The following is a 14,433-nucleotide window of genomic DNA, read 5'->3' on the forward strand; positions in this document are numbered from 1 at the left end:
GACTACCGCTGGACCGCGGAACCGTCCGACGACCAGCGTTTGCGCAGGTCATGCTTGAGGATCTTGCCGGTGGCCGTGCGGGGCAGGACGTCGACGAAGTGAACCGAGCGCGGACTCTTGAAGTGTGCGATCTGCTCACGCGCCCACGCGATGAGCTCGGCTTCGGTCGCGGCCGCGCCCGGCTTCAGCGCGATCACCGCGGTCACCGCCTCGCCCCACTTCTCGTCGGGGATGCCGATCACCGCCACCTCGCCGACCGCCGGATGGCGATGCATCACCTGCTCCACCTCGGAGGCGTAGACGTTCTCGCCGCCGCTGACGATCATGTCCTTCTTGCGGTCGACGATCCGGTAGTAGCCGTCCTCGTCGCAGGTAGCGAGATCGCCGGTGTAGAACCAGCCGTCGCGCAGCGCCTCGGCGCTCGCCTCGGGCCTGTTCCAGTACCCGACGAAGACATTGGGTCCGCGCACCAGCATCTCGCCGACCGTTCCCGCGGGCACCTCGGCGCCGGCGTCGTCGGCCACCATCAGGTCCACGTGCAGCACCGGCTTCCCGACCGATCCGGCGTGAGTGACCGTGTCCTCGATGTCGAGCACGCAGGCGATCGGCGCGGTCTCGGTGAGGCCGAAGCCCTCGGCGAAGCGGATGCCGCGACTCACCAGACTCTCGATCAGGACGACCGGGCACGGCGCACCGCCGCTGAGGCCGTACCGCAGTGAGCTCAGATCCGCGGGAGTCGCGGCCAGCGCGGCGTCGACGGCTGCCCACATCGCCGGGACGCAGAAGACGACGCTTACGCGGAACCGGTCGACCGCCGCCAGCCAGGTGTCGGGGGCGAAGGACTCCAGAACCACGGTCGTGCCGCCGATGTACAGCAGCGGCAGCGTGAAGATGCCCAGGGCCCCGATGTGGAACAGCGGCGCGCCGGCGAGACTGATGTCGAGCGGCCCGATTCCCTCGATCGCCGTCGCATTGTTGATCGCATTCCACAGGTGATTGCGGTGCGTCAGCATCGCGCCCTTCGGAAAGCCGGTGGTGCCCGAGGTGTACATGAGCATCGCCAGATCGTCCACGTCGACGTCGACCTCGACGCGCTCGGAGCGGCCGCTCGCCACCAGCTCCTCGTAGGCGCCGCCCCGCCCCGACGCGCGCTGCTGCGCCGACGGGATCTCGATGACCTCGACGACATCGGTGCCGTCGACGGCGATCCGCACGGCGTCGGCGGTCTGCGGTGAGGCGAAGACGATGCGCGCACCGGAGTCGGTGAGGATGTACGCGATCTCCGGGGGCTGCAGTCGACAGTTGATCGGAACCGCGACCGCGCCGAGTTTGGCGACCGCCAGGATCACCTCGAGCATCTGCGGGCTGTTCAACGTCACCAGCGCCACCCGGTCGCCCTTGCCGATGCCGCGACCGCGCAGCGCATCGGCCAGCCCATTGGTGCGCAGGTCGAGGTCGGCGAAGGTCAGTTCGGCGCCCGTCTCCGCGTCGATCAGGGCGACCCGGCGCGGGTGTCGCGCGCGATGGATCGACGGCCAGTTCCCGATGCCGTCATCGGTTCTCCCGGGATCGCTGATGCCGGGATCGGTGGTGCGGGAGTTCGTGCCGGTCTGCATGTCGGTTCGGCCGTCCATCGGCGGTGTCCCATCTGTGGGGTCGGTGGGGTCTGGGTCCGCGGCGCCGGGAGACGGCGACGGGGATCGGCCTATTCGAAACGTTCCATCCGCTGCGGGTCGTACAGGCGGAAGCCGAGGGCGCGCATCAGGTCGATCACCTCGTTGAGGTGCTGCGGCGCCACGCTGTATCCGGTGTAGACGACCGCGTGCGTGTCGATGAAGACGTCGAAGACCGGACCGTCGGCGGACGTTCCACCCGGCGGATACAGCATGGTCCCCGATCGCGACCAGTCGGCCAGGCCGGCCATCGCCCGCTCTACAGCGGCGGCGTCGACGGGCCGGACCCCGTCGACGGGCTCGCCCTTGTTGAGCCGGATGTAGGTGTCGGCGCAGTCCGCAGCGTCTGCGCCCGACCAGAACGCCAACGTGTAGCTCATGGGGCCGATTCTGCATGAATCGTCGGGGCCGGTCAGCAGTATCGACCAACCGCCCGGACGTATCCTGGCCCCATGCTGTTCGCCTTCTCCATCGCGCCCGGAACCACCGACGATCCCGACGGTTCGGTCAGTGCCGCCGTCGCCGAAGCCGTGCGGGTGGTCCGCGCCTCCGGCCTGCCCAACGAGACCACGTCGATGTTCACCACGATCGAAGGCGAATGGGACGAGTGCATGGCGGTGGTGAAGGCGGCGTGCGAGGCGGTCGCCGCCACCAGTCCGCGCGTGAGTCTGGTCTTGAAGGCCGACATGCGCGAAGGATTCTCCGGACAGCTCACGCACAAGGTCGAGCGCGTCGAGGAGCGGCTGCGCGGCGACGCGCCGTCGTGAGCGAGACGTCGGGTGCCACCGGTTCGGCAGCCGCGCCGTCGGCCGGCGAGATCCTCGCCTTCGAGACCGCCGTCCGCGACCTCGTGGGACTGGCCCTGCGCAGTGTGGAGCGCGTCGACATCTCGCTGCCGCAGTTCCGGCTGCTGCTGAGCCTGCGGGAATCGGGCCCGTCCAGTTCCTCCGACTGCGCTCGCGCGCTCGGCGTCGTCGGATCCACGATCACCCGTCTCGCCGACCGACTGCACTCCTCCGGTCATCTGGTGCGGGGTGCGGACCCGGACAACCGCAGCATCGTCGTGCTGACCCTCACCGACGCCGGCCGCCGAGTCGTCGACGAGGTCACAGCTCATCGTCGCAGCGAGTTGCATCGCCTCCTCGAACACCTCGACCCGGCCCTGCGGGCGTCTTGTTCGGAGGCCCTGCATCACCTCCACGAGGTGCTCGCAACCGAGCCGACGGACGGCGCCCGGCACCATCACGTGCCGATGTGATCGGCCCACCGACCGCATCGCCGCGAACCTCCTCAATTTGACTGAATCAAGTCTTGCTCTGTGCAAGACTTGCGCTATGCAGTGCTTTTCAGCGCATTGCGACGACTCCGTAGCCGCCGTTACGACGGTCATCGGCCGACAGTCCCAACGATTGGAGAAGTCATGAGCACCACCGAAACGATCCGCGGCCCCCAGAAGCTCGGCCCGCTGACCCCGCTGGTCGGAGTCTGGGAGGGCGACGTCGGTGTCGACCTCTCCTACCACAACAACGACGACGAGACGAGCAAGACCTCCTATTTCGAGCGCGCCGCCTTCAAGCCGATCCCGGTTCAGGAGAACGGTCAGCAGACCCTGTGGGGGATGAACTACTCCATGACCGCCTGGCGGCACGGCGAGGAGGGGATGGACCCGTTCCACGACGAGGTCGGCTTCCTGCTGTGGGACAAGGCCAACGGTCAGATCATGCGAACCGTCGTCTTCGGTCGCGGCATCGCGATCCAGGCGGGCAGCGACGCCGGCCCGCACGACACCGTCCTGCACTTCGACGCGAAGCCGGGCGACCCGTCGTACGGCATCCTGCAGAACAAGTACCTGATGGAGCGCGCCGAGATCAAGGACTTCACCAGCACGTTCACCATCATCGACGACGACACGTTCAGCTACACCTCGGATCTGCTGTTGAAGCTGGCCGCGACGGGCACCGAGATGCACCACACCGACGAGAACACCCTGCGCCGCGTCAAGCGCTTCCACCCGGGCTCCGAGTTCAACTGAGCCACGGACGCCGCGACGGCCGACGACCCACTGCGGGTGCGTCGGCCGTCACCGTTCGGACCGCCCTCGTCGATCGGTCCTCACGACCCGACCGATCTCGGCGCGGCGGCGGGATTCACAGTTCTCGGACGAGGCCGCCGTCCACCTGCCAGCGACGGTCGACGTTCACGTTCGCGAGCATCCGCCGATCGTGGGTGACCAGCAGGAGAGCCCCGTCGTAGGCGGCCAGCGCCGACTCGAGCTGCTCGATGGCGGGCAGGTCGAGATGGTTGGTCGGCTCGTCGAGCACCAGCACGTTCACCCCGCGCGCCTGCAGCAGCGCCAGCGCCGCCCGGGTCCGTTCGCCGGGTGACAGGTCGGCGCACCGGCGGCCCACGTGGTCGGCTCGCAGACCGAACTTCGCCAGCAGCGTGCGGACCTCTTCGGTGGTGAACTCCGGAACCAGTTCCTCGAATCGGTCGGCGAGCAGTTCGGGGCCGCCGAACAGGCCGCGGGCTTGATCGATCTCGCCGATCGCGACGTTGGCGCCGAGTGCGGCGGTCCCCTCCTCGGGCTCGATCCGGCCGAGGAGCAGCCCCAGCAGCGTCGACTTGCCCGCACCGTTCGGGCCGGTGATCCCGATCCGCTCCCCCGCGTTCACCTGCAACGACACCGGTCCCAGGGTGAACTCTCCCTGCCGCACGACGGCCGCGTTGAGCGTCGCGACCACCGAACTCGACCGCGGGGCCGCGCCGATGGTGAACTCCAGGGCCCATTCCTTGCGCGGCTCGACGACCTCTTCGAGGCGAGCGATGCGGCTCTCCATCTGCCGGACCTTCTGCGCCTGCTTCTCACTCGACTCGCTCGCGGCGCGTCGCCGGATCTTGTCGTTGTCGGGGTTCTTCTTCATCGCGTTCCGCACGCCCTGGCTCGACCACTCGCGCTGCACGCGGGCGCGGGCGACGAGGTCGGCCTTCTTCTCGGCGTACTCCTCGTACTCCTCGCGCCGGTGCCTGCGCGCCACCTCCCGTTCCTCGAGGTAGCTCTCGTACCCTCCCCCGTACACGGTGTTGGTGTGCTGTGCCAGATCGAGTTCGAGGACACGGGTCACACTGCGCGCCAAGAACTCTCGATCGTGGCTCACGAGAACGACGCCGCCGCGCATGCCGCGCACCACCTCTTCCAGGCGAGCCAGCCCCTCGAGGTCGAGGTCGTTGGTCGGCTCGTCGAGCAGCACGACGTCGAATCGCGAGCACAGCAGTGCCGCCAGCCCGACCCGAGCAGCCTGTCCGCCCGACAGTCCGGTCATCAGCAGCTCCTCGGGAGCGACCGGCCCGGTGTTCAGGCCGAGGTCGGCCAGCACGGCGGGCAGCCGCTCGTCGAGATCGGCGGCGCCGGTCGCGAGCCAGTGGTCGAGGGCGACGGCATAGGCGTCGGCGCCCGCATCGGCGTCGTCAGCGAGCGCGTCGGCGGCCGCGTCCATCGCGGCGGTCGCCGCCGCGCACCCGGTGCGCCGGGCCACGTACTGACCGACGGTCTCCCCCGGGTTCCGGTCGTGCTCCTGCGGCAGCCAGCCGACGAAGGCGTCAGCCGGTGAGCGGGTGACGGTTCCCGCCAGGGGTGCGAGGTCGCCGGCCAGCACCCGCAGGAGCGTCGACTTGCCCGCTCCGTTGGCGCCGACCACGCCGATCACGTCGCCCGGCGCGACCGTGAGGTCGAGGTCGTCGAACAGGACTCGGTGCGCGTAGCCGCCGGAGACGCCCTTGGCGACGAGGGTTGCGGTCATGACTACATGGTCGCACCCGCCTCTGACACGACGACGTCCCGCCCGGATCTGGTCCGGACGGGACGCGGTCGCCCACCTCTCGGGCGAGCGGGCTCAGCTGTAGTCGTAGAAGCCGCGGCCGGTCTTGCGACCCAGGCGGCCGGCGTCGACCATGCGGCGCAGGAGCGCCGGCGGCGCGAAGTGCGGTTCGGCGAACTCGGCGTAGAGCGACTCGGCGGCCGCCAGGGCGATGTCGAGGCCGACGGTGTCGAGCAGGGTCAGCGGACCCATCGGGTAGCCGCAGCCGCCCTTCATGGCGGCGTCGATGTCCTCGGCGCTGGCGTAGCCGGAGTCGAACATGCGGATGGCCTGGCACAGGTACGGGATCAGCAGCGCGTTGACGATGAAGCCCGACCGGTCACCCGCCTGGACGGTGGTCTTGCCCAGGGTGTTCTTGGCGAAGTCGGTGACGGCGGCCGCGGTCTCGGGTGCGGTGGTGAGCGCGGAGATGATCTCCACCAGCGGCATCACCGGCACCGGGTTGAAGAAGTGCACGCCCACGACCCGCTCCGGGTGCTTGGTGGCGGCGGCGATCTTGATGATCGGGATCGACGAGGTGTTGGTCGCCAGGATGGCCTCGGGCGACACGACGGCGTCGAGCTTGGCGAAGATGTCGTGCTTGATGGCCTCGACCTCGGGGGCGGCCTCGATGACCAGTTCGCGGTCGGCGAAGGCGTTCACATCCAGGGTCACGGTGACGCGGGCGATCGCCGCGTCGGCGTCCTCCTGGGAGATCTTCCCCTTGGCGATGCCGCGGCTGATCGACTTGGTGATCCGCGCGGTCGCCGCGTCGGCGAACTCCTGCTTGGTCTCCAGCACCAGCACGTCGCTGCCCGCCTTGGCACACACTTCGGCGATTCCCGCACCCATGGTGCCGCCGCCGATCACGCCGATAAGCTTCACATTCGCTCCAAACGCTAGGCCGCCGCGCGCGACGACCGGATGTACAGTCTCCGACGGCAAGCGTAATAGTCGGGCTCGGAGCCGCAACCCGGTGGTCGGACGGCGACGGCGCTATCAGCCCTTCGTCGGTCTCGTCCGGGCGGCCAGCCCTTCGACGACTCGCGCGACCAGGGCCGCCCGCCGTGCGGCCGACCGGGCCTTCAGCAGCGGAAGAATCACCGCGTACCGCGCCGACCTGTTCAACGACTCGAACGCCGCCGCGGCAGCGGGCTCGGCCGACAGTGCCGCGAGCAGGTCGGCCGGAGTCTGAGCGCTTGCCTGCGACTCGTACGCGGCCGACCACCGGCCGTCGGCTTTCGCCTGCTCGGCCGCTGCGATCCCAGCCGGGCGGACACGTCCGGCGGACACGAGCGCCTCGAACTTGTCGACGTTGATCTTCGACCACGAACTCGTCGGCCGACGGGGCGAGTAGCGCTGCAGGTAGCTCTCACCGTCGCGGGAGCGCCGCTGCCCGTCGATCCACCCGAAGCACAGGGCCCCGTCGAGCGCTTCGCCGATCGAGATGCCGCCGACCGTCGACCCGCTCTTGGCGATCTGCAACCATGCATCGGGTGCGGTCGCATGGTTGCGCTCCAGCCATCCCTCCCACTGCGCACCGTCGTCGAACGCAAGGATCCGATCGGGGGTCGTCATCGCACGATCGTAGAAGAACTGTCGGACATTCGGGCTAATCCCCGGATCGGGCGATCGATCGCGCTCGTCGGCAGCGCGGCCCTTCCTATAGTCGTCGATACAACGGGGCGATCGCCGTGCCCTTTCGACCAGCGGATCGTTCCGCACCGACCGGAGGGCTGGTAGCACCATGACGACTCATCCCCTGCTGCGAAGCATCGGCATCGCGGCGGTCGCGTTCGGGCTCGGCGGTGTCGCCACGGCGTGCGGCACCGACGGCACACCCGAGAAGACGCCGACGTCGGTGGCGATCGTGACCGTCACCGAGACGATGACCCACACCCCGCCCCCGACCTCGACCGACATCGTGGAGACGGCGACACCCGTCGAGGTCGACGTCGTCGCCCCGACGTCGGCCGAGCCGCCCGCGACATCGACCGCCCTGCCCGCGCCGGCGGCCCCGCGGGACGGCGCGACGCCGTCGCAGCGCAATGCGATCGCCAAAGCCCGCGACTACCTCTCCCTCTCCGCCTTCTCCCGCCAGGGGCTGATCGAGCAACTGGCGTTCGAGGGGTTCAGCAACGACGACGCCGTCTTCGCCGTCGACTATCTCTCGCCGGACTGGACCGACCAGGCCCGCAAGAAGGCCGCCGAATACATGAGCATGAGCGCCTTCTCCGAGCAGGGCCTCACCGAGCAACTCGTCTTCGAGGGCTTCACGCAGGAGCAAGCCGCGGCGGGTGCGGCGAGCCAGTTCTGACGCGCTGTCGTGCCGCAGTACCGACTCGGTCCGCACAGTCCCCGTTCCCGCTGCTGCCCCGTTCCCGCTGCTGCCCCGTTCCCGATACTTTGGTCGTCGCGGCGGGGTTCGTCCTGCTCAACGCGATCTCCGCGCTCACGTAGTCGCTCATCAGGTGCCCCAGACTCATCAGGTGGCGCAGAGCAAGGAGCCCTTCCGCGCCGTCGGACGGGCGCCGGCCGCACGGTGAGCACGCCGACGCCGATCGCGAAGGCCGTGGCCGGCGGCAGGACACCTTCCAGGACACACCTGGGGCGGTCCAAGCAAGAAGAAACCCGCTCTGACACAGGTCAGAGCGGGTTTATCATGGTGGAGCTAAGGGGACTCGAACCCCTGACCCCCACACTGCCAGTGTGGTGCGCTACCAGCTGCGCCATAGCCCCGTATCAAGTTGCGCGCCCCTCTCGGGGTGCGGTGATAAAACTACCCCACCCGTCGATGAGCAACCAAATCCGCTGGTCATCGCCCTCACCGACCACCAGCGACCACCGAAGTCGACCGCCCGTCCTCGGCCGACGGGACGACATCGGTTTGGGACACATGCCCGGTGATCTGCGCCATCACCGCGCGGCATGCCGAGAGACCTTCCTAAGGTGCACATAACCGGCAAACGTGAGGAATAACACATGTCACTTGGTCCGACGAACTATCAGGTGATCATCGTCGGCGCCGGCTTCGCCGGCGTCGCCGCCGCGAAACGTCTCGGCAAGAACAAGATCTCGACGCTGTTGATCGACCGCGACAACTATCAGCAGTTCCAACCTCTGCTCTATCAGGTCGCCACGGCGCAGCTGCCGGCCAGTGATGTCGCCGAGCCCCTGCGCTCCACCTTCCGCAGGCACCCGAGCGTTCATGTCATGACGGCGGAGGTCACCGCCGTCGACAGCGGTGAACGCACCGTCACCCTCGCCGACGGATCGGTTCATCAGGGGCAGATCGTCGTCGTCGCAGCCGGTGCGGCAGTCAACTTCTTCGGAACGCCGGGCGCGGCCGAGTACACCCACCCGCTGTACTCGATCCACGATGCGACCCGGCTCGCCGCCGACCTCATCGCCGAACTCGACGACCTCGACGCCCGCGCGAACGACGGCGCCGACCCGGAGCCGCTCAACATCGTGATCGTCGGCGGCGGCCCGACCGGCGTCGAAACGGCGGGCGCGATCGCGGAGGCGATCAGCACCGTGGTGCCGCACTACTTCTCCAGCGAAGTGCAGAAGCATTGCGCGGTGCATCTGGTCGACCGCGGCCCGACCGTGCTCGGCCCCTTCTCGGCCAAATCGCAGACCTATGCGCGGGAGCGACTCGAGGCTCTCGGCGTGCACCTGCATCTGGGCATCGGGGTCAAGGAGGTCGCCGCCGATTCGGTGACGTTGTCGGACGATTCGACACTGCCGACGCGGATCGTCGTCTGGGCCGGCGGGCTGCAGGCCGAACCGGTGGTGGGCACCGCGGGCGCGGCGACGGGCCGCGGCGGCCGGATCGACGTCGACGCCGACCTGACGGTCCCCGGCGTCGACGGCCTGTATGCGCTCGGCGACGCCGCCAACATCCCCGACGGACACGACGGAACGCTGCCGCAACTCGGGTCGGTCGCCCTGCAGTCCGGCCATTGGGCCGCGGCCAACATCATGGCCGACCTCGCAGGCGAACCGCGCCGCGCCTTCGAATACACCGACCGCGGTTTCATGGCGATGATCGGGCGAATGGCCGCCGTCGCCGAGATCGGCCCCGACCGCAAGCAGATTCAGGGGCCGGCGGCGTTCGCCGGGTGGCTCGCCGTGCACGCGGCCCTGCTGCCCAGCATGCGCTCGCGCTTCGACGCGGTGCGCAACTGGTCGCGCGACTACCTGACCGACAGTCGGTCCGAGACGGTCCTCGAGGCCGTCGAGCAACCGCCCACCTCCTGACCCGGACGCCGCCCGAGCTCGCACGACCACCACATCTTTCAACGCTCGACACCCCACAGGAAGGCTCAACCCATGACCGACATCAAGAACGTCACCATCCTCGGAAGCGGCGTGCTGGGATCCCAGATCGCCTATCAGAGCGCCTATTCCGGATTCCACGTCGCCGTCTACGACATCAGCGACGAGATCCTCGAGAAGGCGAAGTCCCGCTTCACCGATCTCGCCAAGACCTATCTCGCCGAGGTGCCCGGCGCCGATCAGGGCAAGGTCGACGCGGCGCTGTCGCGGCTGTCGTACCACTCCGACCTCGCCGCGGCCGCCGCCGACACCGACATCGTCATCGAGGCCGTCCCCGAGGTCCTGAAGATCAAGGAGGAGACCTTCGGCAAGCTCAACGGCGTCGCCCCGGCACACACCATCTTCTGCACCAACTCCTCCACCCTGCTGCCCAGCGACATCGCCCCCGCGAGCGGGCGCCCCGACCGTTTCCTGGCGATGCACTTCGCCAACCGGGTGTGGCAGTTCAACACGGCCGAGATCATGGGCACCCCGCAGACGAGCAAGACCGTCTTCGACACCGTCGTCGAATTCGCCGGCGAGATCGGGATGGTCGCGATCCCGATGCACAAGGAGAAGGCCGGCTACGTCTTGAACTCGCTGCTGGTCCCGTTCCTGTCGGCGGCCGCCCAACTCGCCGAGGGCGACTACGCCGATCCCAAGAGCGTCGACGACGTGTGGCGGATCGCCACCGGCGCACCGATGGGGCCGTTCCAGATCTACGACATCATCGGCCTCAACACGCCGTACAACATCATGATGAGCGGCGACGCCGAGCAGCGAAAGCTCGGGACCTGGCTCAAGACCGAGTACATCGACAAGGGCCGCCTCGGCATGGCGAGCGGTCACGGCTTCTACGACTACCAGTAACCGACCACGTCAGTACGAGGGGAAATCAATGCACTACAGCGCAGGAAACTACGAAGCATTCGCCCGGCCGCGCAAGCCCGCGGGCGTCGACGACAAGACCGCGTGGTTCGTCGGCGCCGGTCTGGCGTCGATGGCCGGAGCCGCCTTCCTGATCCGTGACGGTCAGATGGCCGGCGACAAGATCACCATCTTCGAAGAACTCGACCTGCCTGGCGGCGCGCTCGACGGCATCAAGGAGCCGAAGAAGGGGTTCGTCATCCGCGGCGGCCGCGAGATGGAGAACCACTTCGAATGCCTGTGGGATCTGTACCGCAGCATCCCGTCGATCGAGATCGACGGCGCCAGCGTCCTCGACGAGTTCTTCTGGCTCAACCGCGACGACCCCAACTTCTCGATGATGCGCGTCACCGAGGACCAGGGCGAGGACGCGCACACCGACTTCAAGTTCAAGCTGCCCGACAAGGCGCAGAAGGACCTGGTCCGCATCTTCCTCGCCACCCGCGCCGAGATGGAGAACAAGCGCATCGACGAGGTCACCAGCGAGGAGTTCCTCGGCAGCAACTTCTGGCTGTACTGGCGCACCATGTTCGCGTTCGAGAACTGGCACAGCGCACTGGAGTTCAAGCTCTACCTGCACCGGTTCATCCATCACATCAAGGGCATGCCGGACCTGTCGACACTCAAGTTCACCAAGTACAACCAGTACGAGTCGCTGGTCCTCCCGCTGTACCGTTGGCTCCTCGACCAGGGCGTCACCTTCCAGTTCTCCACCGTCGTCACCGACGTCGACTTCGCCATCGAGGACGGTCGCAAACAGGCCACCGCCATCCACTGGACGCGCGGCGACGAGAACTCGGTCACCGAACTGAGCGAGAACGACCTGGTGTTCATGACGATCGGCTCGCTGACCGAGAACTCCGACGAGGGCGATCACGCCACCCCGGCGAAGCTGAACCGCGGCCCGGCCCCGGCGTGGGACCTGTGGCGCACCGTCGCGAAGAAGGATCCGGCGTTCGGGCGCCCGGACGTCTTCGCCGGCGACATCGACGCGACCAAGTGGGAGTCGTGCACCGTCACCACACTCGACCACCGGATCCCCGAATACATCCAGAAGATCTGCAAGCGCGATCCGTTCAGCGGCAAGGTCGTCACCGGCGGCATCGTCACCGCCCGCGACTCCAGTTGGCTGATGAGCTGGACGGTCAACCGACAGCCGCACTTCAAGCAGCAGCCCGCCGACCAGATCGTCGTGTGGGTGTACGCGCTGTTCTCCGACGTCGAGGGCGACTACGTGAAGAAGTCGATCGCCGAGTGCACCGGCGAGGAGATCACCCGCGAATGGCTCTACCACCTCGGTGTGCCCACCGATGAGATCGACGAGCTCGCGGCCACCGCGGCCAAGGCGGTGCCGTGCATGATGCCGTACGTGACGGCCTTCTTCATGCCGCGTCAGGCCGGCGATCGGCCCGACGTGGTACCGGAGGGTTCGGTGAACTTCGCCTTCATCGGTCAGTTCTCCGAAAGCCCCAGTCGCGATTGCATCTTCACCACCGAGTACTCGGTGCGCACCCCGATGGAGGCGGTCTACACCCTGCTCGACATCGAACGCGGGGTGCCGGAGGTCTACGGCTCCACCTACGACGTCCGCGAACTCCTCAACGCCACCGCGCGGCTGCGCGACGGCGCCGAAGTGCAGCTCCCCGGACCGCACTTCCTGCGCGAGAAGCTGTACGGCAAGTTCACCGACAACGAGGTCGGCAAGCTGATCGCCGACTACAAGTTGATCGCCGAACCGTAGGATTCGGGCGGACTCGGGCCACAGCCCGGTGGTTCAGGCTCGCTTGATCGTCAAGGTGCTCATGGAGGCCAACGATCCGGTGACCTGAACCACCGGCCCGCCGGGTCGGGCGGGAGTGCCCGCCTTGTCCTTCAGCGTCGACCACTTGGTCTTGTCGAGCGTGTCGTAGCGGATCTCGTGGTCGGGGCCGAGCCGCAGCCGCACCGTCGACGCATTGACCTGCAGTTGAAGTTCGACGAGCGGGGCGGTGAACGTCGCAGAGCGGTAGTCGAGGTCGAAGGTGCCCATCTCGCCGGACAGCACCATCCGAGCCGGGACGGTCCACGCCCCTTTGCGACGTTGGGTGTCCCAGTCGGCCGTGACCGATTCGGGTGGCGAGTAGGCCGCCGGCGCCGATGGGCCGCCGGGTGCGGCCGCCGGCGTAGCGGGGAACAGCAGGCTCCCGTTCGGCAGGTCGGCGACGACCTGCCGCAGCGCCCCGCGCGTCCGCGCCTGGTAGACCAGACCGGATCGTTCCTCGAACTCGACGATGTCGAGGTAGCCCTGCGAGAAGGCGTCGTTGATCAGGCCGATCGCGCGCTCCCGCTCCGGGTTGCCAACACGGACCTCGTCGTCTGAGCTCTCCATAGTCACGTCCGCCACCTTACGAGAACAAGTCGGTCAATCGGCCCACCGCCATCTCGATACGCTCGCTCACTCCGTTCGCGGGCTACTCGATCACCCTGGGGACGGCCCACCCACCCCCAGGCTGGTCGAGTAGGACGAGGCGCCAGCCGAGGACGTATCGAGACCCCGCACGCATCTCGATACGCTCGCTCACTCCGTTCCCGGGCTACTCGATCACCCTGAGGACGGCCCGCCCGTCGTGCCGGTCGGCAGGCTGCGATGCCTGCCCCCAGGCTGGTCGAGTAGGACGAGGCGCCAGCCGAGGACGTATCGAGACCCCGCACGACGATCTCGATACACTCGCTCACTCCGTTCCCGGGCTACTCGATCACCCTGAGGAGCAGCCCACCCGTCGTGCCGGTCGGCAGGCTGCGATGCCTGCCCCCCAGGCTGGTCGAGTAGGACGAGGCGCTAGCCGAGGACGTATCGAGACCCGCGCATCCCGACACACTCACTCACCACTCGATGAGCACGCCGCCACCGTCAAGGGGTCGCCGATGTGCTCGCGAACATCTTGTCGAGCCAGCCGGTGCCGTCCAGGATTCCGGACACCTGCTGGCCGGCCAGCAGGACCGTCGGCGTGGCGACCTGGCCTCGGGTGGAATTGCTCAGCTGCCCCTTCGACGCGTCGGCCATGGTCCGCGCCTCGTCGACCAACTGGCCCGACGCGATGCAGGCGCGGGTCTTCTCGCCGGCGCCGTCGCTCGCGGCGAGATCGGCGATCTGCTGGTTCGTCAGGTCCTCGCCCGACTTCTCGAACAGCTGCGAATGCAGCTTCCAGAACACCTCGCGGTCGTCGTTGCGCGCCACGCACAGCGCCGCCCCGGCCCCGCGGGAGGAGTAGTCGCCCGACTTGGAGTTCTGATCGAGGAAGTTCAGCATGTGGTAACGCACCCGGATCCGACCGTCGATCACGTGCTGGCGGATGGCCGCGCCCGACTGCTCCTCGAAGGTGCGGCAGTGCTCACAGCTGAAGTCCTCGAAGACGTCGATCGTCTTGGGCGCCGTCCGATCGCCGACTATGAACGAGGCGTTCTCGGCGAGCACCTTGTCGTCGACCGGCGGATACGTCTTGTTGTTCATCCACAGGAAGCCGCCGATGACCAGCGCCGCGACCACGAGCACACCGATCCCGATGTACAGGTACGACGACGCACCGGCCGCCCGCGGCTGATAGTCGGGGTTCTCGCGCAGTCTCTTGCCGTTGCCGGAGTTCGTTGCCACGATGTCGACTGTAGCGAGGCCTGCCGCC

At 67.9% G+C, this 14,433-nt stretch carries 14 protein-coding genes and 1 tRNA gene; 7 read left to right on the plus strand and 8 right to left on the minus strand.

Translation table 11 applies throughout. The annotated features are described in order from the left end of the window. Positions 1 to 2: 2 nt before the first annotated feature. Both AAFO60_RS08275 and AAFO60_RS08280 read right to left on the minus strand, forming a co-directional pair. A complete protein-coding gene (locus AAFO60_RS08275; protein ID WP_347955698.1) occupies positions 3 to 1,634 on the minus strand; it encodes an acyl-CoA synthetase in 1,632 nt (543 codons plus the stop codon). Between the two features lie 71 nt (positions 1,635 to 1,705). Next, the gene (locus AAFO60_RS08280; RefSeq protein WP_347955699.1) at positions 1,706 to 2,053 is read right to left on the minus strand and encodes a hypothetical protein; all 348 of its coding nucleotides are present in this window, start codon (positions 2,051 to 2,053) and stop codon (positions 1,706 to 1,708) included. Between the two features lie 72 nt (positions 2,054 to 2,125). Between AAFO60_RS08280 and AAFO60_RS08285 the strand changes: the two genes are divergently transcribed. From AAFO60_RS08285 to AAFO60_RS08295, 3 genes are all read left to right on the plus strand, one after another. Further along, positions 2,126 to 2,440 carry a thiamine-binding protein gene (locus tag AAFO60_RS08285; RefSeq protein ID WP_347955700.1) on the plus strand — a complete coding sequence of 105 codons (315 nt, stop codon included), beginning with the start codon at positions 2,126 to 2,128 and terminating at the stop codon, positions 2,438 to 2,440. Beyond that, positions 2,437 to 2,931: a MarR family winged helix-turn-helix transcriptional regulator gene (locus AAFO60_RS08290; RefSeq protein WP_347955701.1), complete on the plus strand. Its 495-nt coding sequence runs from the start codon at positions 2,437 to 2,439 to the stop codon at positions 2,929 to 2,931. The genes AAFO60_RS08285 and AAFO60_RS08290 overlap by 4 nt, the downstream gene beginning before the upstream one ends. A gap of 162 nt (positions 2,932 to 3,093) precedes the next feature. Further along, complete coding sequence (locus AAFO60_RS08295) at positions 3,094 to 3,705, plus strand: FABP family protein (RefSeq protein WP_347955702.1); 612 nt, start codon at positions 3,094 to 3,096, stop codon at positions 3,703 to 3,705. Between the two features lie 115 nt (positions 3,706 to 3,820). Here the strand turns inward: AAFO60_RS08295 and AAFO60_RS08300 are convergent, their stop codons facing one another. From AAFO60_RS08300 to AAFO60_RS08310, 3 genes are all read right to left on the minus strand, one after another. Next, a complete protein-coding gene (locus AAFO60_RS08300) occupies positions 3,821 to 5,470 on the minus strand; it encodes an ABC-F family ATP-binding cassette domain-containing protein (protein ID WP_347955703.1) in 1,650 nt (549 codons plus the stop codon). Positions 5,471 to 5,563: 93 nt separating this feature from the next. Further along, positions 5,564 to 6,412 (minus strand): 3-hydroxybutyryl-CoA dehydrogenase, encoded by an 849-nt coding sequence (locus AAFO60_RS08305; RefSeq protein ID WP_347955704.1) that lies wholly within the window; start codon positions 6,410 to 6,412, stop codon positions 5,564 to 5,566. 114 nt (positions 6,413 to 6,526) lie between these two features. Then, entirely contained in the window at positions 6,527 to 7,105 is a 579-nt protein-coding gene (locus AAFO60_RS08310) for a YdeI/OmpD-associated family protein (RefSeq protein ID WP_347955705.1), read from the minus strand. Between the two features lie 169 nt (positions 7,106 to 7,274). Between AAFO60_RS08310 and AAFO60_RS08315 the strand changes: the two genes are divergently transcribed. Beyond that, positions 7,275 to 7,844 carry an Ltp family lipoprotein gene (locus tag AAFO60_RS08315; protein ID WP_347955707.1) on the plus strand — a complete coding sequence of 190 codons (570 nt, stop codon included), beginning with the start codon at positions 7,275 to 7,277 and terminating at the stop codon, positions 7,842 to 7,844. A gap of 346 nt (positions 7,845 to 8,190) precedes the next feature. Here AAFO60_RS08315 and AAFO60_RS08320 read toward each other — a convergent pair. Beyond that, positions 8,191 to 8,266: transfer RNA gene (locus tag AAFO60_RS08320), tRNA-Ala, on the minus strand. A 243-nt stretch (positions 8,267 to 8,509) separates the two neighbouring features. Here AAFO60_RS08320 and AAFO60_RS08325 point away from each other — a divergent pair. The 3 genes from AAFO60_RS08325 (at position 8,510) to AAFO60_RS08335 (ending at position 12,515) form a co-directional block, all read left to right on the plus strand. Next, complete coding sequence (locus AAFO60_RS08325) at positions 8,510 to 9,790, plus strand: NAD(P)/FAD-dependent oxidoreductase (protein ID WP_347955708.1); 1,281 nt, start codon at positions 8,510 to 8,512, stop codon at positions 9,788 to 9,790. 72 nt (positions 9,791 to 9,862) lie between these two features. Next, positions 9,863 to 10,717: a 3-hydroxyacyl-CoA dehydrogenase gene (locus AAFO60_RS08330; protein WP_347955709.1), complete on the plus strand. Its 855-nt coding sequence runs from the start codon at positions 9,863 to 9,865 to the stop codon at positions 10,715 to 10,717. 28 nt (positions 10,718 to 10,745) lie between these two features. After that, positions 10,746 to 12,515: an oleate hydratase gene (locus AAFO60_RS08335; RefSeq protein ID WP_347955710.1), complete on the plus strand. Its 1,770-nt coding sequence runs from the start codon at positions 10,746 to 10,748 to the stop codon at positions 12,513 to 12,515. Positions 12,516 to 12,548: 33 nt separating this feature from the next. Here the strand turns inward: AAFO60_RS08335 and AAFO60_RS08340 are convergent, their stop codons facing one another. Next, positions 12,549 to 13,142 (minus strand): DUF1707 SHOCT-like domain-containing protein, encoded by a 594-nt coding sequence (locus AAFO60_RS08340; protein WP_347955791.1) that lies wholly within the window; start codon positions 13,140 to 13,142, stop codon positions 12,549 to 12,551. Between the two features lie 522 nt (positions 13,143 to 13,664). Continuing rightward, complete coding sequence (locus AAFO60_RS08345; RefSeq protein WP_347955711.1) at positions 13,665 to 14,405, minus strand: DsbA family protein; 741 nt, start codon at positions 14,403 to 14,405, stop codon at positions 13,665 to 13,667. Between the last annotated feature and the right edge of the window lie 28 nt (positions 14,406 to 14,433).

It is taken from the genome of Gordonia aichiensis, assembly GCF_039946255.1.
In the GTDB taxonomy this organism is placed as follows: Bacteria; Actinomycetota; Actinomycetes; order Mycobacteriales; family Mycobacteriaceae; genus Gordonia; species Gordonia aichiensis_A.